Source organism: Shewanella sp. LZH-2 (assembly GCF_016859145.1).
In the GTDB taxonomy this organism is placed as follows: domain Bacteria; phylum Pseudomonadota; class Gammaproteobacteria; order Enterobacterales; family Shewanellaceae; genus Shewanella; species Shewanella xiamenensis.
In genome coordinates this window covers 1,483,724-1,508,566 of sequence record NZ_CP069350.1, presented here as the reverse complement: position 1 = coordinate 1,508,566, position 24,843 = coordinate 1,483,724, and the positions used below count along the sequence as shown (strand labels likewise).

Annotated in this window: 22 protein-coding genes; 3 read left to right on the top strand and 19 right to left on the bottom strand. The window is 41.9% G+C overall.

From position 1 onward, the window contains the following. Positions 1–15: 15 nt before the first annotated feature. From JM642_RS06835 to rfaH, 10 genes are all read right to left on the bottom strand, one after another. Positions 16–1,119: a DegT/DnrJ/EryC1/StrS family aminotransferase gene (locus JM642_RS06835; RefSeq protein WP_203433241.1), complete on the bottom strand. Its 1,104-nt coding sequence runs from the start codon at positions 1,117–1,119 to the stop codon at positions 16–18. Beyond that, positions 1,112–2,044: a hypothetical protein gene (locus JM642_RS06830; protein ID WP_203433239.1), complete on the bottom strand. Its 933-nt coding sequence runs from the start codon at positions 2,042–2,044 to the stop codon at positions 1,112–1,114. Before JM642_RS06830 ends, JM642_RS06835 begins: the two co-directional genes overlap by 8 nt. Continuing rightward, on the bottom strand, positions 2,034–2,207 hold the full coding sequence (locus JM642_RS06825; RefSeq protein WP_203433237.1) for a DapH/DapD/GlmU-related protein: 174 nt from the start codon (positions 2,205–2,207) through the stop codon (positions 2,034–2,036). The genes JM642_RS06830 and JM642_RS06825 overlap by 11 nt, the downstream gene beginning before the upstream one ends. A 43-nt stretch (positions 2,208–2,250) precedes the next feature. Then, on the bottom strand, positions 2,251–2,802 hold the full coding sequence (gene rfbC / locus JM642_RS06820) for a dTDP-4-dehydrorhamnose 3,5-epimerase (protein ID WP_203433235.1): 552 nt from the start codon (positions 2,800–2,802) through the stop codon (positions 2,251–2,253). Positions 2,803–2,860: 58 nt separating this feature from the next. Continuing rightward, positions 2,861–3,736: a dTDP-4-dehydrorhamnose reductase gene (gene rfbD, locus JM642_RS06815; protein WP_203433233.1), complete on the bottom strand. Its 876-nt coding sequence runs from the start codon at positions 3,734–3,736 to the stop codon at positions 2,861–2,863. Continuing rightward, positions 3,733–4,602, bottom strand: a complete 870-nt coding sequence (gene rfbA, locus JM642_RS06810; protein ID WP_203433231.1) for a glucose-1-phosphate thymidylyltransferase RfbA — start codon at positions 4,600–4,602, stop codon at positions 3,733–3,735. Before rfbA ends, rfbD begins: the two co-directional genes overlap by 4 nt. A 69-nt stretch (positions 4,603–4,671) precedes the next feature. Then, on the bottom strand, positions 4,672–5,742 hold the full coding sequence (rfbB, locus tag JM642_RS06805; protein WP_203433229.1) for a dTDP-glucose 4,6-dehydratase: 1,071 nt from the start codon (positions 5,740–5,742) through the stop codon (positions 4,672–4,674). 71 nt (positions 5,743–5,813) lie between these two features. Beyond that, positions 5,814–6,803 (bottom strand): Wzz/FepE/Etk N-terminal domain-containing protein, encoded by a 990-nt coding sequence (locus JM642_RS06800; protein ID WP_203433227.1) that lies wholly within the window; start codon positions 6,801–6,803, stop codon positions 5,814–5,816. A 95-nt stretch (positions 6,804–6,898) separates the two neighbouring features. Then, on the bottom strand, positions 6,899–9,604 hold the full coding sequence (locus JM642_RS06795) for an SLBB domain-containing protein (protein WP_203433753.1): 2,706 nt from the start codon (positions 9,602–9,604) through the stop codon (positions 6,899–6,901). 935 nt (positions 9,605–10,539) lie between these two features. Next, entirely contained in the window at positions 10,540–11,040 is a 501-nt protein-coding gene (rfaH, locus tag JM642_RS06790; RefSeq protein WP_144344705.1) for a transcription/translation regulatory transformer protein RfaH, read from the bottom strand. Positions 11,041–11,515: 475 nt separating this feature from the next. Between rfaH and JM642_RS06785 the strand changes: the two genes are divergently transcribed. Next, complete coding sequence (locus JM642_RS06785; protein ID WP_203433225.1) at positions 11,516–13,018, top strand: peptide MFS transporter; 1,503 nt, start codon at positions 11,516–11,518, stop codon at positions 13,016–13,018. Positions 13,019–13,330: 312 nt separating this feature from the next. Here JM642_RS06785 and JM642_RS06780 read toward each other — a convergent pair whose 3' ends face one another. Together JM642_RS06780 and JM642_RS06775 are read right to left on the bottom strand one after the other, a co-directional pair. Continuing rightward, positions 13,331–14,434: a response regulator gene (locus JM642_RS06780; protein ID WP_037424734.1), complete on the bottom strand. Its 1,104-nt coding sequence runs from the start codon at positions 14,432–14,434 to the stop codon at positions 13,331–13,333. A gap of 120 nt (positions 14,435–14,554) precedes the next feature. Further along, positions 14,555–15,340, bottom strand: coding sequence for a VacJ family lipoprotein (locus tag JM642_RS06775; protein WP_037420409.1), 786 nt, complete (start codon positions 15,338–15,340; stop codon positions 14,555–14,557). Between the two features lie 220 nt (positions 15,341–15,560). On the opposite strand from JM642_RS06775, the gene JM642_RS06770 reads away from it, so the two are divergent. Further along, a complete protein-coding gene (locus JM642_RS06770) occupies positions 15,561–17,561 on the top strand; it encodes a flagellar hook-length control protein FliK (RefSeq protein WP_203433223.1) in 2,001 nt (666 codons plus the stop codon). A 15-nt stretch (positions 17,562–17,576) separates the two neighbouring features. Further along, positions 17,577–17,885, top strand: coding sequence for an EscU/YscU/HrcU family type III secretion system export apparatus switch protein (locus tag JM642_RS06765; protein ID WP_037420403.1), 309 nt, complete (start codon positions 17,577–17,579; stop codon positions 17,883–17,885). A gap of 90 nt (positions 17,886–17,975) precedes the next feature. Here JM642_RS06765 and JM642_RS06760 read toward each other — a convergent pair whose 3' ends face one another. The 7 genes from JM642_RS06760 to JM642_RS06730 all read right to left on the bottom strand — a co-directional run bounded on the left by JM642_RS06760 (position 17,976) and on the right by JM642_RS06730 (position 24,832). Beyond that, entirely contained in the window at positions 17,976–18,374 is a 399-nt protein-coding gene (locus tag JM642_RS06760; RefSeq protein ID WP_037420401.1) for a DUF2802 domain-containing protein, read from the bottom strand. Positions 18,375–18,527: 153 nt separating this feature from the next. Continuing rightward, entirely contained in the window at positions 18,528–19,022 is a 495-nt protein-coding gene (locus tag JM642_RS06755) for a chemotaxis protein CheW (RefSeq protein ID WP_011073088.1), read from the bottom strand. Between the two features lie 7 nt (positions 19,023–19,029). Beyond that, positions 19,030–20,010, bottom strand: coding sequence for a chemotaxis protein CheW (locus tag JM642_RS06750; RefSeq protein ID WP_203433221.1), 981 nt, complete (start codon positions 20,008–20,010; stop codon positions 19,030–19,032). Next, entirely contained in the window at positions 19,994–20,785 is a 792-nt protein-coding gene (locus JM642_RS06745; RefSeq protein ID WP_069453224.1) for a ParA family protein, read from the bottom strand. Before JM642_RS06745 ends, JM642_RS06750 begins: the two co-directional genes overlap by 17 nt. 66 nt (positions 20,786–20,851) lie before the next feature. Then, the gene (locus tag JM642_RS06740) at positions 20,852–21,346 is read right to left on the bottom strand and encodes a membrane anchored protein in chemotaxis locus (RefSeq protein WP_109277579.1); all 495 of its coding nucleotides are present in this window, start codon (positions 21,344–21,346) and stop codon (positions 20,852–20,854) included. 37 nt (positions 21,347–21,383) lie between these two features. Next, positions 21,384–22,508, bottom strand: coding sequence for a chemotaxis response regulator protein-glutamate methylesterase (locus JM642_RS06735; RefSeq protein WP_203433219.1), 1,125 nt, complete (start codon positions 22,506–22,508; stop codon positions 21,384–21,386). 20 nt (positions 22,509–22,528) lie between these two features. Next, a complete protein-coding gene (locus JM642_RS06730) occupies positions 22,529–24,832 on the bottom strand; it encodes a chemotaxis protein CheA (RefSeq protein WP_203433218.1) in 2,304 nt (767 codons plus the stop codon). Between the last annotated feature and the right edge of the window lie 11 nt (positions 24,833–24,843).

Here is a 24,843-nt window from a genome sequence, read left to right as displayed (position 1 = left end):
AATATAAACTTGATGTTACAAACTAAAACTATTAAGTACACTTACAATTTTATTCAGTTCTTGTTCTGTCAAGTCTGGACTAAGTGGTATGCTCAACACCTCGTTATGCAACTTCTCTGTGACAGGCAAATCTAAATAACTAAAATTAGAATAAGCGTTTTGTTTATGTGGTGGAATAGGATAATGAATTGAAGTCTCAATACCATTTTTCAAAAGGTAAGTTTGCAATTCAGCTCGATAAGATGTTTTGATAACAAACAAATGAAAAACATGCGAAAAAGGCTTATCCCAAACAGGCAATGTAATCAAAGGGTTAATGATACTATTTTTATAAAATTCTGCGATTTCTATTCTTTTCTGTGTATCTGTACGCAAATATTTTAATTTAACCCTTAATATTGCAGCTTGAATTTCATCCAACCTAGAGTTTGTACCAATAAAGTCATTTTTATATTTTATACTTGAACCATAATTCCTTAACGAACGCAAGACGTTTGCCAATTCATCATCGTTTGTAGTTATAGCGCCTCCGTCACCTAATGCACCAAGATTTTTCCCTGGATAAAAACTAAAACCAGCTGCATGTCCCCAGTTACCAGCTTTGATACCATCTAGCTCTGCTAAATGTGATTGAGCACAATCTTCTAAAACTAACAAGTTGTTTTCATTTGCAAAATCCATTATTTCATTCATAGGATTTATCAAGCCATACAAATGAACAGGAAGAATTGCTCTAGTTTTATTCGTTAGTGATAGTTCTAGAGCAGATTTTGTTAAATTAAACGTTTTCTCTTCAGGCTCAACAAAAACAGGTTTTAACCCATTATTAGTAATAGACATGATAGAAGCGATAAATGTATTAGCAGGAACTAGAACTTCATCACCAGGATTTAGCTTACCCATTTCAATCCAAGCTTTGAGTGTTAGAGTTAAAGCATCTAGGCCATTAGCTACACCAATACAATTTTTAACACCAATAGCACTTGCAAACTCAAACTCAAAAGACTCGAGCTCATTACCTAAGATATACCATCCTGACTCGATTACTCTATTACATGCATCTTTCAATTCATCCATGTATCTAGAATTTAATTGTTGTAGACTTAAAAATTTAATCATTTTTATCAATTATCCATGTTTCTTTAATAGATGTGATACAACCTATAAGTTGTTTATAATCATTAAGCCCATTACTAACCACACCAAATTCGCTACTAGGGCCAATATCTAAGAGTCTAAAGCCTAACTCTTTAAAATAGCTAAATATCTGAAATGGTAAGAAATACATTACATTTTTGTTTTCACCAATATCTGTAGCTCCCCAATATATTACCTGAGCAATATCATTATTAACTTCAAAAACAAAAGCTGAAGCAACTTCTTCACCATCAACTTTAGCAATGAAAACATGAGCTTTCGCAACCGAATTAATTGTATCAAGCATTTGATCCCAACTCATTCTGAGTGGGTATCCTTTGCTTCTTCTATTTTCATTAATAATATCAAATGCTCTTCTTATGTCATTAATTGAATCAGCTTTAATGAAACTACACTCATATTTACTACTCTGTCTTATGGCTTTTTTTGTTGATGAAGGAAGTAATGATACCTCGAATTCATTTAAATTAATATGAGAGTTTAGATCTCTATATGATAGTTTAAACCCTAAATCTCCTAAAGAATGACTTATTTTTGAAATTATTGACTCATTATAAATACTTGGAGGCAGCGTTATTTTTAAGCTTTGTATTTCACTGTTTAAAAATGAGTTTTTAAGTGAGCAAAAAAAAGAATAAATGTGCGAGTATTTTAAATATTCAGATGAATATCTGATAAAAGAAAATGGAGCACTAAATGGAGCAGAAATCCGACCATTATTAACACCGAATATCATTGAGATTTTATTGTCAAAATGAGTATATATATACTCAACTTTTGACTGGTTGAAAATATTAAATTTAAATGATGAATAAAGCAAATCATACACAGAAACCTGAGTTTCGTTTACAACTTTCTTTGATTCACTGGAATTATCATATATCATATTTTTCAACCCGTATTACTTTTGCCATAGCGCCAGCAATAACAGAGCCTTCTTTAAAATGCCCTCTGACAACACTATTAGCTCCTACAACACAAAAATCTTCTAATACTGTTCCAGGCAAAATAGTTGCCCCAGCTCCTATCCAACAATGATTGCCAATCACCTATTTCTTCAAACTCTATTAAATTGATTAAGCTCATATGTGTTCACATCTCTAATGGTGTAATTTCTGAGAGTCTAATGCCCTGTCTATCTTTATTTGATAATACTGGTACCCCCTTCATTGGCCATTCAATGCCAATGTCAAGATCATCCCATTTTATAGAAACTTCACAACTAGGATTATAATAGTCAGTACACTTATATAGAAAATCAGCCTCATCACTTAACACATAAAATCCGTGTGCAAATCCTTCAGGTATCCATAATTGTCGCTTATTCTCCGCAGAAAGATATTCGCCAATCCATTTCCCAAATGTAGGTGAATTTTTTCGTATATCAACAGCAACATCAAACACAACACCAGAAACTACTCTAATTAACTTTCCTTGAGTATTCATAGTCTGATAATGTAGACCTCGCAAAATTCCTTTTTTAGATTTAGAATGATTATCTTGGACAAATTGTGTGTTTTTTCCGGTAACAAGTTCTTCAAATTGTCTTTGATTCCAAGTTTCCATAAAGAAACCACGTTCATCACCAAATATTTTAGGTTCGATGATTTTGACATCGGGGATTTTCGTATCTATTATTTTCATGTTATTGCGTGTTGTTAATCGTTAGTGGTAAGAGACCAATATGCAACCGCGTAATGATTCATATATAACTATTCAAATTATTTAATGCAACTTTCCAATAGCTAGGCTTTATACCAAAGCTTTTTTCTATTTTACGACAATCCAATTTTGAATTAGCAGGTCGTTTGGCTGAAGTAGGATATTGTTCTGAAGTAATGCCATTAACCAATATATCTTTATTTAGTACATCTTGCTCTTTTGCCTTAGCGAAAATTTCCATGGCAAATCGATGCCAGCTAACATGCGGCAAGCCTGCAAAATGATAAACACCATAGTGGTTATTGCCCGAATGCAATGCTTTAGCCATTGTGATTAGTGCACTAGCAATATCACCAGCATAGGTTGGGCCACCAAATTGATCATCGACCACGCCAAGTTCATCACGAGTTTGCGCCAACCTAAGCATGGTTTTAACAAAGTTATTGCCAGTTTCACAAAACACCCAAGCAGTACGAAGAATTATATGCCTCGGGCATGCTGCTGCAACGGCAAGTTCGCCTGCAAGCTTACTGTGGCCATATACCCCTTGAGGTGCAACAGCATCGGTCTCAATATACTCACCGACCTTATCGCCTGCGTACACATAGTCTGTCGAGATATGCAACATTGTTGCATCAACACTGTTAGCCGCTTGGGCTAAAAATTGTGGGCCATCGCGGTTAATGGCATAGGATAGATCAACTTCTTGTTCAGCTTTATCTACTGCTGTATGCGCTGCTGCATTAATAATTGCATTTGGCCTAAATTCATTAACCAGCTTATTTACTGCATCATGGTCAGTAATATCCAGCTGATCGCGATCTAACGCTAAAAACTCAATCTCGGGCATCTGGCTTAAGATTTTAACTAGGCAGCTACCTACTTGGCCATTACTTCCAGTTATAAGGATTTTCATTGTTTATCCGCCAGATGTGCCAAATACTGCCCATAGTCATTCTTCAGCATGGGTTTCGCGAGTTCTTTAAGTTGCGATGCAGTTAACCAGCCATTGCGATAGGCGATCTCTTCTAAACACGCCACCTTTAATCCTTGAACATGCTCAATGGTTTGAACAAATGAGGATGCTTCATGTAGGCTCTCGTGGGTACCAGTGTCAAGCCAAGCGAATCCACGTCCTAATAGTTCGACATTTAACTCACCTGCATTAAGATACATTTCATTTAGAGTTGTGATCTCAAGCTCGCCGCGGTGTGATGGCTTTACTTGTTTTGCCCACTGTACGACTTTGTTATCGTAAAAATAAAGCCCAGTTACTGCATAATTTGATTTAGGTTTTTTTGGCTTTTCTTCAATAGAAATAGCCTTCATATCAGCATTAAATTCAACTACACCAAAGCGCTCTGGGTCTTTCACTTGATACCCAAAAACAGTAGCGCCAATCGGACGAACAGCAGCGTTTTTAAGTGTCTTGGAAAAGGATTGTCCATAAAAAATATTATCACCAAGCACCAAACAAACACTCGAATTACCAATAAATTCTTCGCCGATAATAAAAGCCTGCGCTAAACCATCGGGACTCGGTTGTACTGCATATTGCAAGCGGATCCCAAAATCCGCTCCATCACCCAATAGGCGTTTAAAGCTTTCGTTATCTTCTGGGGTGGTAATAATCAGGATATCTCTAATACCCGCGAGCATTAAAGTGCTAAGCGGATAGTAAATCATAGGCTTATCATAAATTGGTAATAATTGTTTAGATACACCACGAGTTAATGGATATAAACGCGTACCTGAACCACCAGCTAAAATAATTCCTTTCATTTGAAATAAGTTCCTAAATCAGTAAGGCTTGCGATTGAAAAACATAGCCTTTAAAAATGCCATATGTTACTAAATACCTAGGCGCTCACGTTGATAAGTACCATCTTGAACATGCTTACACCATTCTTGGTTAGCTAAGTACCATTTAACCGTTTTGCGTAAGCCTGTTTCAAAAGTTTCTTGTGGCTGCCAATCAAGCTCTGCACTCATTTTACTTGCATCTATAGCATAACGGCGATCATGGCCTGGTCTATCAGCGACATAGGTGATTTGCTCAGCATAAGGTGTGGCTTTAGGTACTAATGAATCTAAGATGCTGCAAATAGTTTGCACTACTTCTAAATTTCGCTTTTCGTTATGACCACCAATATTGTAGGTTTGACCAACCTTCCCCTGGGTAACGACTTTGTATAAAGCTCGAGCATGGTCTTCGACATATAGCCAGTCGCGGATCTGATCACCTTTACCATAAATGGGTAATGGCTTACCTTCGAGAGCATTCAAGATAACTAATGGAATTAACTTTTCAGGAAAGTGATAAGGACCATAGTTATTGGAGCAGTTGGTTACTATCGTCGGTAAACCATAGGTACGTAGCCAAGCACGAACTAAATGGTCGCTTGAAGCTTTAGAAGCTGAGTAGGGGCTGCTAGGCGCATAAGGAGTAGTTTCGATAAATAATGGCAGTTCAGAGCCAGCCTCCACTTCATCAGGATGTGGCAAATCACCATACACTTCATCGGTTGAAATATGGTGGAACCGGAATGCAACTTTACGCTCTCCATCAAGTTGCATCCAGTAATGGCGAGCAGCTTCGAGCAGCGTGTACGTACCCACTATATTCGTTTGAATAAAATCTGCTGGCCCGGTAATTGAGCGATCGACATGTGACTCGGCAGCAAGATGCATAACGGCATCTGGCTTATGTAATGAAAACACTCGTTCAAGCTCAGCACGATCACAAATATCAACCTTTTCGAATGTGTAGCGTGCATTATTCGCAATGCTAGTGAGTGATTCTAAGTTACCTGCATAGGTCAGTTTGTCTAGGTTAATCACACTGTCATTAGTGTTTTCGATGATATTTCTTACCACTGCCGAACCAATAAAGCCTGCACCACCTGTCACTAGAATTTTCACAACAAAAGACCTCGATAAATTAAAATAATTCGCTTATTTAAGAAGGAGAATAGTGTGCATCCGCACAACCTCTAAAATCTAGAATCAGGAATCTCTTCTTTTCTTACAAAATGTCTTAATAGCACTAACATCACGCCCAACATGCCACCAAGTATGGTGCCTAATACACAAATTAATGCGCGTTTTGGTTTAGCCTTTTCTTCAGGCGCTAATGCGGGGTCAATGGTTTTAAATACGTATTCATCACGCACTTCGGCAAACATAATGGTTTTTGCCTGCTCTTCAATGAGTTTATAAAGTACGGTTTTAATATCTGCGACATTGGTTAAAGCGATTTGTTTATTTAAAAACTCAGTACTGCGGTGTGCTTCTGCTACATCACGATCTTTCATCACTTTATTAATATCTTGAATTAACCAAGTAACCCATTGCTGCGCGACTGTCGGAGATAAATGCTCAACTGATAAAGTCACCATTCCCGTATCTTTGGCTTTATTGACAACAATCATTTTGCTAAAGGCTTTATAGGCCTCTTGCATAGATGGCTCAGGTTTAAATGGCGCTTTCACTTCGCGCACCCAAGTATTGGTTTGCTCGTTATATAGCTCAGGATCATAGATAAGTTTATCTGCATCCCTATCCCATTTTTCAGCCGCCATTAAATCGGCAAGGATATTATGCTTTTGAATAAAATCACTGGTAAATTGGCGAGACTTTAATACCTCAATTGCCAATTCGGTTTTATCTGTACCGCCTTTGCTACCCAGATTCACGCCAGCAAGGCTAGCTAGACCACCAAACTGAGAAGCTAACGCACTTAAACCACCACCTTGTTCTTCAGATGCGGGGGCCAGTAAGGCTTCAGATTTATAGATATTCGGTTGCTTTATGGCAAAGACCACAGCACCAACGGCAAATAAAGCGGTAACAACCAAAATAATCCATTTACCACGCCAGATGACAGAGAACAGTTCGCGAAGATCGATTTCATCGTCTTGCACTTGAGGAAATCTGGCATCGGATTGATATATATTTGGATTTTGAGTAATTTGTGTGTTCATTGGTTCTTCAGATTCTAGGTTATATGCCCTAGGTACTGAACCTAGGGCGAGCTATAAGTAAATTAGAGGCCGAATGCCTTTCTAGCTCATTATTTCTACAGCCCAGAGATGGCTGAGATAGCAACTGCGGTGTTATAGATAATGCCAGTCACTTGTGACCAGAGTGTAAGGTTATCTTTGTACTCGGTATCTAATGGCACAATTACGGTATCACCAGGTTGCAATTGATCACCACCGCTGAACCAGCTTGAACGCGAAGGCATTAGAACTGAACCATTAGCCTGAATAACATAGGTTCTTCCCTCATCAGCACGTTCTCTCGCACCACCAGACATAGCTAGGTACTGGTCGATTGTTAAACCTTCTTTAAATCTATGGGTGGCAGGATGTTGGACTTCACCCATCACAGCAATTGTTTGCTTAGTTGAAGGGACATATAAAATGTCGGCATCTTCTAACTGCAAATCAGCCTGAGTAATACCAAGTGAAATTGCAGGTAAATCGACAACTAAACGGCCAACCGCTTTAATATTTTCAAGGTCGGTTAGCATTAACTGTGCATCAGCATAATTAACTACCGTGCCATCCTTTGAAATGCCGCGGGTAGCTATATCACGACGCAGTTGGTCCGCCAGCTTTTTGATTTCAATCTGCTCTTGTTGGCGCACAGACTCACGAACAAAGACTGCTGAAGGTAATGCCGCATATTCGGTAAAGCCACCCACACGGGTGATTAAGTCACTTAAGGTTTCACCACGGCGAATATTGTAACGGCCAGGGAATTTAACCTCGCCTCTGACCTCAACCACTTTGGTCTCTTGCCAATCTGGCGTTGTCATCACAGTAAGAATATCTCTGCCAGATAACAATAAATTAGCACTTGAGTTATTTTGCAGTGCTAAAGCAAGGTCAATATTTTTATGCTCAGTTTTAGAACCTGAATTATCAACTACCGTTGATGTTAATTCGGCTCTAGTTGTGTAGGCGCCTTCTTTTAAGCCACCAGCAGCAATAACTAAATCATTGACTCTTGCACCTGCGGTTAATGGGTACAGACCGGGTAAACGTACCTGACCATCAATCCCGACAACCTGAATCCCAGCTCCTGCTCGCCCCTGGTTATTAAGCTTAACCATGACCGGATAGAGTAATTCTTGGCGAGCCATTTGATTACTGAGTTTGAGTAACTCTGTATCATCAAATAAGTTTGCCAACATTTTGTTGACGACACCTTTAACCACAGCCACATCTTCTGACTCAGTTTTATCAGTAACAACCACTCCAGCCAACTGCGTACGCTGAGTTAATCTACTTTTATCAAGCTGAACAAACCCTGCTTTGAATAAATCAGAACTGATCAGAGAATTCGTGTTTAAAGAGGTCACCTTCTCTACGCGCTGTTTAACTAATTTATTCAGCTCGAAACGATTTTGTACATCGTCAGAAAAATTAAAAATAATGATTTTATCACGGGGATTTAAAGCGATATCTTGGTCACTATTTTTGTCATTAATGGCTTTACCCGGTGAAAACTGACGAACTTCAATATCACCATATTGGTTCACTTCACGAACCACTAAGGCATAATCTAAATCAGCAGAAATGGCTAAATCCCCCCAAATTGAGGGAAAAACATCACTGATTTTTTGTCCGGAAAACCATTGATATTTACCAGGACGTACGACAGCACCGACTACGGTCACGGCGCTTTCAAACTGTTCAGAAGCGTTTTTAACACGAATAACATCACCCGCTTTGGCTAATGTCATTTTGCCCTGTTCGCTAGTAAGGTCGACATTGATGACTGTTTTTAGCGATTTACTGTTGTAACGCTCAACCGAACTGCTTTTAGGATAGGCGCCAGGATTTAAACCCGCTGCCATAGCAATAACATCAGCCATGGTTTCGTTGTTTTTCAACTCATAAATAGCTGGACGTCTTACTTCACCAGAGACACTAACAAGGCCACCAATTGAAGGAATAAAGACGACATCTCCAGAACGTAAGCGCAGGTCGCCCGATGCATCCCCTTTTAACAGCAGATCATATAAGTCTAATGTACCGACAAGTTTACCATTACGTTTAAGTTGTACATTCCGTAATGAGCCAATTTCGTTAACACCACCAGCAACAAATAACGCTTGGGTGATAGTCGATAAACTAGAAACCGTATATGAACCAGGTTTGTAAGCATCACCCGCCACAAAAATACGAATAGAGCGCAATTCCCCCATGGTGATATTGGACTCAATACCAATCATTTGTTGTTGAATACGCTGCCCCAGCGTTTCTCTTAACTCAGTGAACGTTAACCCATTTACAGGAATGGGCCCTAATTCGGGGAATTGAATGACTCCTTCGCGATTAATTACTAAGTCGTATTCTTTATTCTCTTTCCCATAAAGCTGTACTTTGATGTTATCGCCTGGACCGACAAGATATTCCCCAGGGACTGGCACATCAGATACTGGCGCAAAGGTGCTAGGCTCACCTGCAAACATTTCATAGCCAAAGCGACGTAGTTTAAGGTTGGAAGAATCCGCAGAAAAATCTAATTCCGCTTTTTCTTTCTTATCACTTGCCGCATTGATGCGCTCAGGTTGCATGTCACGCTCGGAAACAACCTGCGGATTTGCTATCTGCGGCTGAGCTTGACTACCAGAAATCATACTGGGATCAATTCCGTACTGTCTCGCTAAGCGCTGTTGCTCTGCTTTGGGTAATTGTTTGAATTGTTCAATCATCTGCGGAGAGGGCGTAACGGCTTGCGCCTGAGCGCCCATCAATATTGCAGCACTCATGCTTGCGAATATCGCGACTCGAGGGGCCGCCTTGATGTATTTTTTAAGTTGTTGTAACACCAGATATCTCCGATTGGGTTTAAAGATGAAAAACAATGATAAAGCAGAGCGTCGCTACGCTCCTTCTAGATTCTAGGTCCTAGAGCAGCGCTCTTTGCAGCGTCCTAGCAGTTGCGAAGCAACGTCCTTCTTTTCTTTCAGACACGCTACCGATTATTCCGTATGTCCATATACTCCACCCTGCGGGCTTGCTAAAGCAATTTTGAAGTGTTCCTGACACTTCTATCGCGTGGCGGCCAGAGGCCTTATTCAGTGCATCTAGCACTTCATCCTTCGGATCAGCTAACGCTGTTAATAATTGTTCCAGACAATTATTTGCGGCGTCCGCTTAACGAATGAAACTATTCATTCGATGCCTTTCAGGCACGCTACCGCCCATAGATTACGGCCTCTATATTGCCCTTCGCGCTGCGAATATTCTAATTTTTCAAAACCTTAGCATTTGTTACTTGCTGTTTTTAATTGTTGGCTTTCTAAAGTCCCAAACTTATCAGTTAACCATCTTTAGTTTGGCTACCATCTTCAAAAGACCTAAGCCCTGCTGGCAATTTAAGCCCGCGAGCCTCATATGCCACAGCGTAAAAAACAAGTAAAACTTTTGTTGCACACAATTTAGTTCAGTGGCAAAAATTGTACAGCCAAACCACTACGTCGTTTGCTCAAAAAACATGCACACAAATTATGTTTAACTTTTAATGGTGCAAATTTAGTTTTGTGATACCACCTCAATGCACAAACAAATATAACACACTGAAAATTATATATTTTTAATTTCAAGCTCTATATTACTTGAAATGAAATAACTCAGGCTATGGCAAATGTCTTACACAACTCTAAGCTAAAGTCTTAATCAACATAGTAAAATAGTTCACAACTCACACTCGTTCTACAGACTGTTCTGGCACAGTTAACATATTGATCTGTCCCATAATATTAAATAAAACGTGGCAACGTTTGTTTGGGCATTTCTCTTGAAAAATAGCTTCTAAGTCTGCAAACGGGCCGTCTTTAAAACGAATTTTCTCCCCTGTTTTTAGCTCTAACGGAGTCTCTAAAACAGATTGGGAAGGCGTTAATTCTTTCATGCGAATGGCGTGAATGACTCGGTCATCAATGGGTGTCATTCTTTCCTGACAATTGACAATACGACTCACACCGCGAGTAGAGTGGACTTGCTTAACGCTAGTTTGGCTTGGGTCAAAATTGATAAACAAATAATTGGGAAATAAAGGCACACGACAGATCCGCTTCTGACCGCGTTGAGATTTTTCTTCAGAGACCATTGGCAAATATGTCTCTAAATTTTGAAGAGCTAAATTTTGTTGTGCCCTCGCTTCACTACGAGGTTTACAGTACAAAAGGTACCATGCCTTCATCGATTAATCTCACTACCCTATGTTAAGTGACGTCCATTCACGGGTCGCAATCATAACAAAGTTGTCAAGACGGATGGAAGCAGTTTTTTGCCTTAAAACCCTTGCTGTTCGGTATCTAAACAAAGTGCCGGTATATTAGGAAAATCAACATAAATCGATATTTGGTGGCGAGTTGCAGATAATCTCACCAGTTAGCAAGTCAAAATTGACTTTAGTGACTTTTAAAGGGTATATAAGGTGGGAATTTTAGCGAAAATATCCTAATTAACGCTTAAAATATTACTTTTATTATAAGAACGTAACAATAACTCATACTTAAATCTCAGCAATTCAACAATTTACTCATGCTTTTAAGCTAGAGCTAAATATCGAATTGACTCAAGATAAATGAGAAGAGCAACAATCATTTTTCTGTGGTGACATCATCCTGTTTCAGGGGCGCCACAGGCAATCACGAGCTTAAGGTGGAAACTTCATGAGCGTAGCAAAACCACAAGGGACAATGCTTGGCCATCCCAAAGGTCTGTTCCTACTGTTTACAACAGAACTCTGGGAACGTTTTAGTTATTATGCAATGCGTGCCATTTTGGTACTGTATTTAGTTGATCAAGTTGGCAAGCAAGGTGGAGGTTTAGGTTGGACCCAAGCTGACGCGCTGTCACTTTATGGTACCTTCACGGCTTTAGTTTACTTAACACCGCTTATCGGTGGTTGGTTAGCTGATAATTTTCTGGGGCAACGTAAAGCCATTTATTTTGGTGGCGCTTTAATGGCAACTGGCCAGTTTATGCTTGCGGCTCCCCATGCATGGTTTCCTGGTATTGAAACGACTATTTTCTATATCGGCTTGGGCACACTGATTTTAGGTAACGGTTTATTCAAACCAAATATCTCTACTATGGTAGGTGATCTGTATGAGGAAGGAGATCACCGACGCGATGGCGCCTTTACTATCTTCTACATGGGGATTAACTTAGGTGCCGCATTATCTGGTTTCGTTGTAGCTTGGGCCTATACCAGCTTTGGTAATATAGAAGTTATCAACGGTAAAGAAGTATTTATCAATAACTGGCAAGCAGGTTTCTTCTGTGCCGGTGTGGGGATGCTACTTTCTCTGGTCATTCAATTTTTGTTTGCCCAAAAATTACTTGGAAATATTGGTACTGTTCCTGCGGCAAGACTTGAGCGTGAGCGCCAAGCTAAATTAGGTAACGTTCGTAAAGAACCTCTCACTAAAGTTGAGCGCGACCGTATCAAGGTTATTATGGTGTTAGGCTTATTCACCATTATTTTCTGGGCCGGATTTGAACAAGCAGGCGGCTTAATGAATTTATTTACCAATGAATTCACTGACCGTTACATTGGCACCTGGGAAGTACCAACGACCTACTTCCAATCTCTTAACGCTATATTCATTGTGTTATTTGCTCCTGTTGTAGCTTCTATTTGGATCCGTTTAGGTAAAAATGAACCTAACTCACCGGTTAAATTTGCTTTAGGTCTTGTGCTGTTAGCTATCGGTTTCCTCTTTATGATTGGTGCAGTTGTCGAGATGGGTGGCAATCCAACCGCTAAATCAAGCATGTGGTGGTTAGTGGGTGCGTATTTCTTCCATACCATGGGTGAACTGTGTTTATCACCGATTGGTTTATCTATGGTAACTAAGCTCGCTCCGCTACGTATTGCATCATTAATGATGGGGGCTTGGTTCCTTTTTATCGCTATGGCTAACTATGTTGCAGGTTTTGTGGGTTCGCTTATTGGCCACGGTGGCGGTAAAGAAGAGCAATTAGCCAACGCGATGTCCATTTTTGCAGGTATTGCCATTACCGCGGCACTTTCTGGTGTGATCTTATACTTTATGGCTGACAAATTAGTCGATTGGATGCACGGTGCGGAAAGCAAACATCACAATGAAGCAGAAGCATTAGAAGATGAAATTGCGGTAACCGCTGAACACGAAGCCATTAAGAGATAACGCAGCTAGAAGCTAGGACGCAGCCAAATGCGCTGCTCTAGGTGACTTAGCTGTGAGAAAAAGCAGATCGGGCTTCGTCCTGATAGGATGCTTCTACCATCCTGAATAATTCTATATTCGATAAAAACGCTGCAGAAATGCAGCGTTTTTTATTGCTTTGCTCCCAAAGCACGTTGAGGTTAGAGATGGGATGTTTCGCACACAGACAAATTAGAATATGGGGACTAGGTGCTAGGTGCTAGAGTCTAGCTTCTCGAGCCACGCAGTGGCGTTCTAGCAGCGCTTTTGGCTGCGTCCTAGCACCTTATCTTCTTATAAACTTAATTGAATAAAACCACCCGCAGGCAAGTTTGAATTGTAGACTAATCCTTTAAATTGATTATCTAATAACTGCTGCTTGTGTTCAGGCTCATTGGTTGCGATACAAAGTTGCTCCTGCGGCAGAATCGTTCGAAACTGAACACTCGGTTTACCCCAATCTAATACCCCTAGTGGTAAACTTTCTGAAATAGCCAATGGACTTAAGCCTTTGTCATTACGTAAATAGCACCTCAGTCCCTTGCCTGCTAAGGCAATGGCGGCACGATAACGAGTTAGTTCGATTGCGACATAAACAATATCTACGGTGATATCCAAACCGGACTTGACTAAACGCTCATTCAAGTAGCTCAGCATATTGAACGGCTCGATAATGGTTTTACTCTGACCACTTCGATAACTTTTCAGCTTTTGGTTGACAAAACTGCGTAGCAAAACACAAGCAAACGCCGCGCGATTGTCTTCGGGATAGAGGTGAGCCATATACATGATCAAATGATCACTGCCCACCATTGTTGAGTCAATAAAGTAGCTACTGATATCACTGCTTTTAAATAAGCTGTAATCAACTTTGGCGGCGGGATAACTGATATTTGAGGCTGGGAAAAGTTGCTGCTGAACTTGTTTGGCCGCTTCAACACTTTGCTCTAATAAGGCTAAATTATCATTCAACTCTTGGTGAGATAAAGCATCAAAGTCTGCCTGAGTAATATCATCGGGGTGATTTCGCTGCAGCCCTTGTTGAATGGCTTGCTCGATAATAAAGAGATCGGCAACAGGTTTAACCAAATAATCACTCGCACCGATGCGCAGCGCCTCGACAACATCCGCCATAACATTGTTACCTGAAATAACAATAGAAGGCACTAATGGCTCTAACCTGCTCATTTCCTTAAGCATATCTAAGCCACCAAGCTTTGGCATACTCAAATCGGCAAGTATGATATCGAAACGTTGTTGCTTGAAATGAATCAGCCCCTGCTCTCCATCGCCAGCCTGCACTACCTGTGCACCGCGACCATTTAGAAAGGTAGCAACGATTTGCCTGAATACTGGGTCATCTTCAACCCACAGAATTGAAACACCATTTAACGCCATAAAGATTCCCGCGTAACGTTTACTGCAACAGCAATCATTCAATGATGACATGGGAAGAATCATTTATACGGCATGGGCTTGGCTGCATATTCATGCCTGCAGCCAAGTTAGCGCATGAGCTTACTCAAGTTCCTGCATGTACTGGTCGAGTAACTCATCATCTTCTTGTTTTTGAGGAACATTGCCATCATAGACCTTATAGTCCATGTGTTGTAAGTACGCATCTTTCACGAAGGCATAGGGATCGAGCGCATTATCAACAAGTCTTTCCTGGTCAATTGCCGAGGCTCTAGCATGTAAGCTTTTAAGGCCCCATTTAACCACGGATTGCCACACTGTGAGTTCAGATAGTGGAAAGTATAGACCATCAACCCAATCTGATGCGAGTTCACGAACAACATATGGACCAGCAAAGGGTGCCATAAAATAGGGACCATTAGGTACACCGTAATAGCCCAACACTTCGTTAAACTCGTCCTGCTTACGTGGCATTCCCATCATATCAGCCACATCAATAACGCCTAGTAACCCTATCGTCGTGTTAACCGTAAAACGACCACCCGCATTCGCCGCCCAACCCCATTTGCCTTGCAATAAGTTGTTTACCACGCTGCTGGGTTCTTCCAAGTTTTGCACAAAGTTATTAATCCCTGTTTTAGCAGGCAACGGGATATAATCGTTATAACCATGTGCAACTGGCCGGTATAGGTACCTATCGAGAAACAGATAGTTAAAGTCCCACATGGCCCGGTTGAACCCTTCAAAGGGATCTCTTGGATCTTCGTAAGTAATTTTTACAGCTGAAGCCCCGTCCTTTGGAGTGCTATCGGGTACGGCTACCTCTGCGCCATAAACCTTGGGCAGTAATGCAAAGCCTAAAAGTACCCCTATCCATTTCAACTTCATATTGCTCTCTTAAATAAATGTACTGCCGAGTTCACGAGTTTTCGTTAAAGTGACCATCAACAAGTGACGATAAAAGATTAGTCATCCGAGTCGTATACTAAGTATGACAGACAAAATGCCACTGACTTTACAAAGCGCATAAGCATACTTGGCAAAACAGTTTGGTCAATTGTTAATTTTTTAAATAACGCACCGCGAGTTATTCCAACAAAGGTTTAGTATGGAGTCGATTCCACTTAGTCAGATTACCAACGCGCCATTAATCACTTCAGGGACTCAAAACACTGCCCTGAGCACCAATGCGCGTCCTATTCCCGCTGAAGTCCAACTATCTCCTGAAGGCGATAGTATTATTCTAAACGGTACAGAATATAATTTAAAGCTCGTTAATGCTCAGCAGCGCCAAGCATTAATTATTGCTAGTCAATTTTTAGTCAATCAAGTCGTGAATAGCCCCACTGAATCGAGTGCTATGACACAAACCTCGCAACTGATTGCCTTGGGTTCGACAGTCAACCTTAAGCTCCCAGAAGCGATCACATTACTTGCACAACAAAATGGGATTTCAGAGACAAAATTATATGCTCTCTCTGCCCGCCCACAGGGCTACCCTCTCCCTAATGTCATTGTTACTGGAAAAGAATTCCAATTTACGAATGGAACTGTTGTGCCACAGGATCCAGGAACACGACTTAATGCGGGTGAATATCAAGCAAAAATTACCCTTTTACAAGGGAAACCTATTTTAGTGTTGACCCCAATACTGAGCAAACTCGAAATCCAAATTGGCGCTCCGATAAATGAAACTCAGCTTCCCATTATTGATAAGCAAGCGAGTCATGTTGTGATAAGCAAAATGGAACCCGTTCAGATTATTGCGAGTTTTTTACGGAAACTTGAGGGCTTAGTCCCCCAAACGGATAGCACTGCTGCAAAAGTAAATACGTCTAGCACCCAAGGTGGATCAATTTCCGACATAAAAATATCCCAGACTCAAACGGGTTCTATTGCGGATGAAGTGACATCCGTAAAAAACTCACCATCCAAGATTGCTATTAGTGTCAATTTACAATCCACTACTGAAGCAAAGCTGACGACAGGACAAACTACCAATCAACAAATTGATCCCAAAACGGCTATTCCTGAACCTAAGGCACTGACTAAAGATGCAAGCGCATCGGATGTAAAAAATACCGTAACGGCATCAAATACTTTGCAAAGTCAACATGCAAAATCGGACTTTAGCAGCTTACAGACTAAACCACAGGTCCCCGCTAATGAGTTAGCGATGACCAAAAATTTGTCCAGTAATGAAACACAGCTAAATCTTAAAACCCCATCAGACTCGTTAGGTGCAGACAAACAAAATAAACTCAACGAAGCCAATATCAATGTTAATCAAGTGCTTCAAAAAGCCTTTACCAAGGCCGGTGCTCTCCCCATCGAGCAGATGGTCTCTCGAGCTAGCACAAACTTAGCTGCCGAGCTGTTAAAACATTTGCCTCATCTAGGCCCACATCCTTTAGGCCAATTAAGCGATCCAAACGAACTAAAAGACAGCATCCTTGGTCTCGCAACCTTAAATTTAGCAACGCCGCAGCTCGGTCAAGCCTCAATGCTATTCAATGCGGGAGCCATTAGCTCATTGTTTCAGTTGTTATTGGGGTTTAGGGCAAATAATGCCAATAGTAAAATGAGTGCTAAATTGGCCGATTACTTAGAGCAACTCCAAACTAGAATCGGATTATCTAACCACCAGCTGGGACAATTTAGTAAAGCTGGCGGCCTAGAAAGCATGGTACAACTAGCTTCAAGCCTACAGCTTTATCAACAAGCCAGTAGTGAAAATAATGGTAATTTAGTGTGGTTTTTTGCCCTTCCCTATGGGATTAATCAACGTCATGAACAATTAGAAGGTAAATTCGAGCGAGAAGCCGATAGCGATGAACAGCAACATCATAAAGGCTGGAATTTACAATTGAAGTTTAATCTCGCCCAGGGTCCATTACTGATATCGGCACGTTTTCACCAACAAGTACTAGATATTCAGTTCAAAGGTGACAGTCAGTCATTACTTCGCCGAGTAGATAACTTTCTGGCTCCACTGGGACAAAAACTATCGCAATTAGGATTTACACCGGGTGAATTATCCACCCAATTAGCACCAGTTCCAGCAACGTTGCTGCCTGGTGATCATTTTCTTGTGAAAACAAGAGCATAATTAAAGAGTCTATCTATGGCGGAAGAATACAAAACCCAGCAAGCAGTTGCCTTGAGTTATGACGGAAAACATGCGCCTAAAGTAGTCGCATCGGGTGAAGGGCTAATCGCTGACGAAATTATCGCTCTAGCAAAGGCCTCAGGCGTTTATATTCACCAAGATCCGCACCTGAGTAACTTTCTTCGATTGCTTGAATTAGGCGAAGAAATTCCAAGAGAGCTGTATCTGCTCATCGCCGAATTAATCGCATTTGTATATATGTTGGACGGAAAATTCCCAGAACAATGGAACAATATGCATAAGAAGATTGTTGATAAGGCTTAAAGCAAAAGTGGCTAGCTCCTAGAGCCACAACGTTCTAGAACAGCACTTTGCTGTGGCCGAGAATCACGAAGTGCGTCCTAAATTGCTCATCTATTTACGGTGTAAACGAATTAACAACTCAGCTTCAGCTTTAGGCAATTCACACTCTTTGATTAGCTCATCTACACCAGCTCCGAGGGCCACCATCTTCATCGCACGCGTATAAAGCTTTGCTTGGGGATCCTGTTGAGTAGATTCTTCAATGCGTTCAGATTGTTGATGTAAGCGTTTTTCAAGCTCAATCACACGACGTCCCATACCAATGGTACCGCTTCGAAGCTCCTGCATTTCACGCTTAAATCCCTCGCGCTGACGATCGCCCTCTTTCACTAATACGGTTAACGCTTCAACTTTACTGCGCAACTTACTTAATTGTTTCTGAAGGTAAAGAACTAAACCTAAACACGCAATCACATAAACTAAGGCTGCGATTAAAAATTCATCGCCCATTCATCATCCCTACGCATCACAATCAGCTGAAATCAGCACCGACTCATCAAGTGGCATTCTAAAACTAAAAGAGTAAATTAAAGCCAAATGAATCGTTCGCATAACAAAAAGCAAAGCGGCAGATAGACACTATCTGCCGCCTCCGATGAATATTTAGAGTTGATTTAACTCAGCCCACTCTTCATCAGATAATAGTTTGTCTAAATCAACTAAGATCAACAACTCATTATCACGATTGCTGACGCCTTGAATAAACTTCGCACTCTCTTCTGTACCAACGTTAGGCGCGTTATCAATTTCAGAGCGGCGTAAGTAAACGACTTCAGCAACACTATCGACCAAAATACCAATGACTTGCTTTTCTGCTTCAATGATCACGATACGTGTCGAATCATCCACTTCTGCTGATTGCAACCCAAAACGTGAGCGGGTATCAATAACAGTAACCACATTACCGCGTAAATTGATAATCCCTAAAACATAGTGTGGTGCACCAGGTACGGGAGCAATTTCGGTGTAACGCAGCACTTCTTGCACTTGCATGACATTAATACCATAAGTTTCGTTGTCTAACTTAAAGGTAACCCATTGCAATACTGCATCATCTTTACTTGCAGCCACGGCTGCGACATTTCTTGTATCTTTCATGTTTACCTCAACCAATGGAGTCCTGACAGCCTAAACCCGCATCAAGCATTTCAACTAAGGCTTGTACGTGCAAAATGCCACACATTTGTTCTTTAACCACACCAGCTAGCCAAGGACGTTTCCCTGCTTTGCTGCGCCAATTTACTTGCGATTTGGTAATTTTTACTGCATTAAGCAGGGACTCACAAGCTAATCCCCAATTACTGCCCTCTAATAATACAAGATATTGATAATTTACCGATTGCGCCAGTTTATCTGTGTATTTTTCTGGCATAACCCATGCACAGGTATCCACTAGATTTAACTGTTCTTCTCGATGAGTTTGTACACCAAGGAACCAAGAAGGACGGCCAATAATATGATTAATCCGTTCTACTTTGACGATACCACCGAGACTGACTAATGGAACCGCTAACGTCAACCCAGCTACCTTAAAGAATAGTACTTGAAACTCATCATCGAGTACTTCTTGCAGATCTTTTGTCACACTTGGAGGCGCAAAGCCGACTTGAGTGTCGGGCACAGTCCATAAGTTATCGACTTGCGTCGGCGCAACATTCGCAGTCTCATCGACATCAGCTACCGTTATTACTACAGGTTGCTTGGGTGCTGGTAAAGGTTGCTCGATAACCTCCGTTGGCTTATCAACAACTGTAGCTTCCGCTTTTAGGACTGGCGCAAGCAGTCGTTCTAGCGACTGTTTATTCACTAACGGCTCAGCACTTTCCTTAGAGGAGACAGTAACAATGCTTTTTGCCCGAATAGGTTGTACTTCAGGCTCTAGAGTAGCTTTAACATCCGCTTTAGACCGCTCATGCTCTGCCAAAATGGCATTATTGAGCTGCTGAGTTTCCGTTTTTTTACTGCTATCAAAAGCGGTCACAACATTTTCTTGAGATTTAATGGGGGAAGCACCAAAGGCACTATCGTCTTCGTGCAATAATAATTCAAAAAAATCAAAAACAGTTTCATCAACCGATTTTGACATGGCCAAACTCCCCAGCTAAAAGAAAATCTAATAATCTTTCATAGGCCTTTACACCACGACAACCGCTTGCATAATGGGAGGCGGGTAAATGCGCTAAACTTGCGTCTCTAAACTTAGTATCTACAGGAATAACATCACGCCATAGACTCTCACCATACTGTTCACTCAACACCTGCAACGCAGCAGGAGATGCCTTAGTACGCTTATCAAACATGGTTGGGACTACGGTATAACTGTAACGAGTCTTCTTTGACCGCCCCATGATTTCCATAGTTTTGACCATGCGCTCAAGCCCTTTAATCGCTAAGAACTCTGTTTGCACAGGAATGACAATATGTTGGCTCGCGGCTAACGCATTTACCATCAGCACACCTAAGACAGGCGGGCAGTCGACGATGGCAACATCATATTCATCAGCAACAAGGGCAAGCAAATTACGCAAGACAAGTCCCATGCCTTCTTGATGGCCTAAAGCTCTATCAAGTGTTGCTAGCGCCATAGTCGACGGTAATAAATCTAAACCATCCACCAAAGTTGGTACGATATGCGATTTAACCAGCTCTTTTGTAAGATGATTGTGCGCAACAAATACATCAAAAAGAGAACCAGGCACCTCTTCTGAGTCAATCCCAAGGTAGTAACCGAGTGAAGCATGAGGATCGGTATCAATCATCAAGACGCGCTTCCCCCGTTTAGCGAGGGCTCCCGCTAAACTTGCTACCGAAGTGGTTTTACCGACCCCACCTTTTTGATTCGCTATGGTCCAGACTTTCAAAGCACTGACCTCTTAAATGTTGATTCTGTGCCATTTATAAGTGAAATGATTACGCGGCCCACCACGTTACTCTTCTTCCCTTGTCGTGACTCTTATGCCACCGTTAGGCAGGCTTATCACCTTAACACCGTCGGCATTTTCCGAAATCACCACAGGAACTTGAGTCGACTCCTGTCGAACCTCTGTTGTCAATGCTGCTTCATTTTGCAAACGCAAAGAGACTGATGATTCAGCAGGTGACTGAGAGGATAACTGTTGTTTATCCATCTCAGGCACTTTTTCAAGTAAAGGCGGAATATTATTACCATCCGCCGCTGGCATTTCAGGCCCAAGAGTCACCGCATTATGTTCACCAGGCGCCACCATTTTTAGCATAGCCTTAGTTTGTTCTGGGTGTGTGGCAAGCCAATCAGCAATGACCTTAGCTTGCTCATCAGGCACCATGAGCACGACTTGGGTCGATGCTAAGCGTTTAACATCAGCAAGCAATTTTATGTTTTTTCGATGATAATCGAAACTTAAGGCACCAAGACAAACGATCGTCATCATCATTAGCACCATAATAAGCACAATATTTGTGCTTATCTGTGACTTGCTATTAGCCACGTGCAGACTCTTTTAAAATCGATTCAGCCATGTGCTCCAGTGAAATGGATTGAGTGGCAATTCCCGCACTGGCCACTGCTTGAGGCATGCCATAAACGACGCAACTCGCTTCATCCTGCGCCCAAATGGTCGCACCAGCAGCTTTAAGCATGCGTGCTCCTTCTCGGCCGTCAGCTCCCATTCCAGTTAACACTACAGCAAGCACATCTCCACCGTAGGCTTTTGAGGCTGAAGCAAAAGTGATATCGACACAAGGCTTATAATTCATTTCAGCACTACCAGCGAGCACTTTTATTCGGCCTGTGACGCCTGCACGCTCTACCATCATCTGCATTCCACCTGGCGCTAGATACGCACAACCTGGACGCAAAATATCGCCATTTGCCGCTTCTTTTACCTCGATTTTACATAAACCATTTAAACGATTTGCAAATGCTGGGGTAAAAGCGGCTGGCATGTGTTGGATCAGCAAAATAGGGTGCGGATAATTTGCTGGAAACTGAGTCAAAATTTTCTGTAAGGCGACAGGCCCCCCCGTCGACGTACCGATTAACAATAATTTGTATTGCTTACCACTAGCACGAATAGACGATACAGGTGACGTACGCACTGGCGCAGGTGCACTTTGAACAGGTGTGGCCACATTCCCTAATACCGAGCCCGTGCTTGGTCTTGGGGGAATTGGGGCAACGCTAGGACGCGCCACTGGACGGAAAATTCGACGACGACCAAGAGCCTTGACTCTTTGCTGCAATAACAAAATCGCTTCATCTTTATTGGTCGCGATATCTTCAAAACGTTTAGGTAAAAAATCTAACGCACCCGCATCTAGGGCGTCTAAGGTAGCCTTAGCGCCATCATGGGTTAATGATGAAAACATCAGAATCGGGGTTGGACACTTTGCCATGATTTCACGGACGGCTGTGATACCGTCCATCACAGGCATTTCAATGTCCATAGTGATTACTTGGGGATTAAGCTCAGCAGCCATCTTCACCGCTTCAGCCCCGTTAGCAGCCGTCGCGATCACTTCCAGTTCAGGATCTTGATTGACTATTTCACTAACACGTCGTCTAAAAAAGCTTGAGTCATCAACGACTAATACTTTAATGGCCATTCCATTCCTTAACTTGGGAACTAACTTTTATTTTTCGCATAATGCTTTAATAACCCAGGAACATCCAAGATAAGCGCAATACCACCATCGGATGTAATCGTTGCCCCAGCCATACCTGGCGTACCGTGCAACAAGGCTCCCAGTGGCTTAATCACCACCTCTTCTTGGCCAATCAGTGCATCCACAACAAAACCGATCTGCATCATACCTAACTGCACTATCACAACATGACCATGTTTCTTGTCACCATGTTTGAAGGTAGTTTTATTTCGATGCAACCAATGCTCTAGATAGAAGAGCGGCACGGCCTTGTTGCGAACGATGACAGTGAGTTGTCCGTCAACAATATTGGTTTTGGTAAGATCGAGATGAAAAATCTCATTAACACTGGATAAAGGTAATGCAAAAACTTGTTTCGCAACATCAACCATAAGCGTTGGCATAATTGCCAAGGTTAACGGCACTTTAATCTCAAGTATGGTGCCTTTGCCTTTCATCGAGTCAATATGCACAGTACCGTTGAGTTGGGTGATACGGGTTTTAACCACGTCCATTCCCACGCCACGACCAGAGATATCTGAAATCTCGACCTTGGTCGAAAAGCCTGGGGCAAAGATCAAGTTATAAGCTTCATTGTCCGTCATACGCGCAGCGGAATCTTCATCCAACACGCCACGTTTAATGGCAATTTGTTTTAACTTTTCGGGATCCATACCTGCGCCATCATCTTCGATTTTTAGCAGAATATGGTCACCCTCTTGGCTTGCCGATAGAGTAATCGTCCCCGTCCTGGGTTTGCCAGAGGCTTCACGGTCATTTGGCATTTCAATACCATGGTCGACCGAGTTACGGACCAAGTGAACTAAAGGATCCGCCAGCGCCTCAACCAAGTTTTTATCAAGGTCAGTTTCTTCACCGACCAACACTAAATCAATTTCTTTATTGAGCGTACGGGCTAAATCACGAACAACGCGAGGGAAACGGCCAAAAACCTTTTTAATAGGCTGCATACGGGTTTTCATGACCGCGCCTTGCAAATCAGCAGTCACTAAATCTAGATTCGCGAGTGCCTTAGACATCTCTTCGTCATCACGACTAATGCCCAAACTCACCAAACGGTTACGTACTAATACTAGCTCTCCCACCATATTCATGATTTGGTCGAGTCGTGCAGTATCTACGCGAACGGTCGTTTCACCTTGAGGAACATTTGCAGATGAGGCTGCGGCCGCTTTAACAGGAGCCTTCTCGGCGAGCGCAACTTCGGCCTGAGGTTTAACCGCTGGAGGTGTTACCGGAGTAACACTGGCTTTAGGCACAGCAGGAGCCGCAGTAGATGTGGCAGGAGTGGGAGTCGGTTTCGCAGATTCCACTTTTGCAACAGCTTTGGCTGGTGCCCCACCTTTTCCATGAAGTTCGTCGAGTAAACGCTCAAATTCATCGTCAGTAATTTCGTCTGAATCGACAGCAACAGCAGTTGGTGTTGGTGTTGACACTGGCACAGCAACAGTTTCAACCTTAGGCTGAGGTGATATAGGTGTATCTACTTTGCCATTAAATTTTCCTGAACCATGAAGCTCATCAAGCAGGGCTTCAAACTCATCGTCAGTGATATCATCACCCGAGCTGGTAGCTTGTTGTACTTTGGGCTTGGCTGTATTTGATACAGAGGGAGTTGACGCAGTGGGTACTGCCACAACATCAGCATTAGTAGTGTTAGTCACACCGGGACCTTTTCCACTACCGTGCAGTGCATCAAGCAAAGCCTCAAACTCCGCTTCATTAATCTCATCAATACTTGAGTTTGAAGAACTCACAGCCTCAACAGGCATCTCTTCAACTGCGACAACGTCAACAACAGTTTCAATAACGGGTTCGGGCTCAGCAATAGATTGAGGCTCTGACGCAGTTTGTCCTAATTCTGACGGCAGAGGCTCACCAGAACTAAGTAACTTTAACTTTGCAAGTAATGCAGCATCAGCAGGATCTTGTTGCTCTCCCTGCTGGGTTTGAGCAAACATGGTGTTAATCGCATCAACAGCTTGAAGAATAATATCCATTAATTCTGCTGTGACACTGCGCTTGCCAGTACGCAATAAATCGAATGTGTTTTCTGCCTCATGGCAGACATCAACCATGGGAGTCAAACTTAGGAAACCTGCGCCGCCCTTTACGGTGTGAAACCCCCTAAAAATGGCATTTAGCAAGTCAGTATCATCAGGATTATTCTCAAGGGCAACAAGCTGCTCTTGAAGCAACTCTAATATTTCCCCCGCCTCGATTAAAAAGTCCTGGAGTATCTCTTCATCTACATCAAAGGCCATCAAATTGACTC

What these genes read in the sequence shown, in the direction of transcription:
- rfbA (WP_203433231.1), bottom strand. Translation starts at nt 4,602, where the DNA reads ATGAAAGGAATTATTTTAGCTGGTGGTTCAGGTACGCGTTTATATCCA.
- JM642_RS06835 (WP_203433241.1), bottom strand. Translation starts at nt 1,119, where the DNA reads ATGATTAAATTTTTAAGTCTACAACAATTAAATTCTAGATACATGGAT.
- rfbC (WP_203433235.1), bottom strand. Translation starts at nt 2,802, where the DNA reads ATGAAAATAATAGATACGAAAATCCCCGATGTCAAAATCATCGAACCT.
- JM642_RS06735 (WP_203433219.1), bottom strand. Translation starts at nt 22,508, where the DNA reads ATGGCCATTAAAGTATTAGTCGTTGATGACTCAAGCTTTTTTAGACGA.
- JM642_RS06730 (WP_203433218.1), bottom strand. Translation starts at nt 24,832, where the DNA reads ATGGCCTTTGATGTAGATGAAGAGATACTCCAGGACTTTTTAATCGAG.
- JM642_RS06765 (WP_037420403.1), top strand. Translation starts at nt 17,577, where the DNA reads ATGGCGGAAGAATACAAAACCCAGCAAGCAGTTGCCTTGAGTTATGAC.
- JM642_RS06800 (WP_203433227.1), bottom strand. Translation starts at nt 6,803, where the DNA reads ATGAACACACAAATTACTCAAAATCCAAATATATATCAATCCGATGCC.
- JM642_RS06775 (WP_037420409.1), bottom strand. Translation starts at nt 15,340, where the DNA reads ATGAAGTTGAAATGGATAGGGGTACTTTTAGGCTTTGCATTACTGCCC.
- rfbD (WP_203433233.1), bottom strand. Translation starts at nt 3,736, where the DNA reads ATGAAAATCCTTATAACTGGAAGTAATGGCCAAGTAGGTAGCTGCCTA.
- JM642_RS06830 (WP_203433239.1), bottom strand. Translation starts at nt 2,044, where the DNA reads ATGATATATGATAATTCCAGTGAATCAAAGAAAGTTGTAAACGAAACT.
- JM642_RS06750 (WP_203433221.1), bottom strand. Translation starts at nt 20,010, where the DNA reads ATGTCAAAATCGGTTGATGAAACTGTTTTTGATTTTTTTGAATTATTA.
- JM642_RS06760 (WP_037420401.1), bottom strand. Translation starts at nt 18,374, where the DNA reads ATGGGCGATGAATTTTTAATCGCAGCCTTAGTTTATGTGATTGCGTGT.
- JM642_RS06770 (WP_203433223.1), top strand. Translation starts at nt 15,561, where the DNA reads ATGGAGTCGATTCCACTTAGTCAGATTACCAACGCGCCATTAATCACT.
- JM642_RS06780 (WP_037424734.1), bottom strand. Translation starts at nt 14,434, where the DNA reads ATGGCGTTAAATGGTGTTTCAATTCTGTGGGTTGAAGATGACCCAGTA.
- rfaH (WP_144344705.1), bottom strand. Translation starts at nt 11,040, where the DNA reads ATGAAGGCATGGTACCTTTTGTACTGTAAACCTCGTAGTGAAGCGAGG.
- JM642_RS06740 (WP_109277579.1), bottom strand. Translation starts at nt 21,346, where the DNA reads ATGGTGCTAATGATGATGACGATCGTTTGTCTTGGTGCCTTAAGTTTC.
- JM642_RS06755 (WP_011073088.1), bottom strand. Translation starts at nt 19,022, where the DNA reads ATGAAAGATACAAGAAATGTCGCAGCCGTGGCTGCAAGTAAAGATGAT.
- JM642_RS06795 (WP_203433753.1), bottom strand. Translation starts at nt 9,604, where the DNA reads ATGAGTGCTGCAATATTGATGGGCGCTCAGGCGCAAGCCGTTACGCCC.
- JM642_RS06785 (WP_203433225.1), top strand. Translation starts at nt 11,516, where the DNA reads ATGAGCGTAGCAAAACCACAAGGGACAATGCTTGGCCATCCCAAAGGT.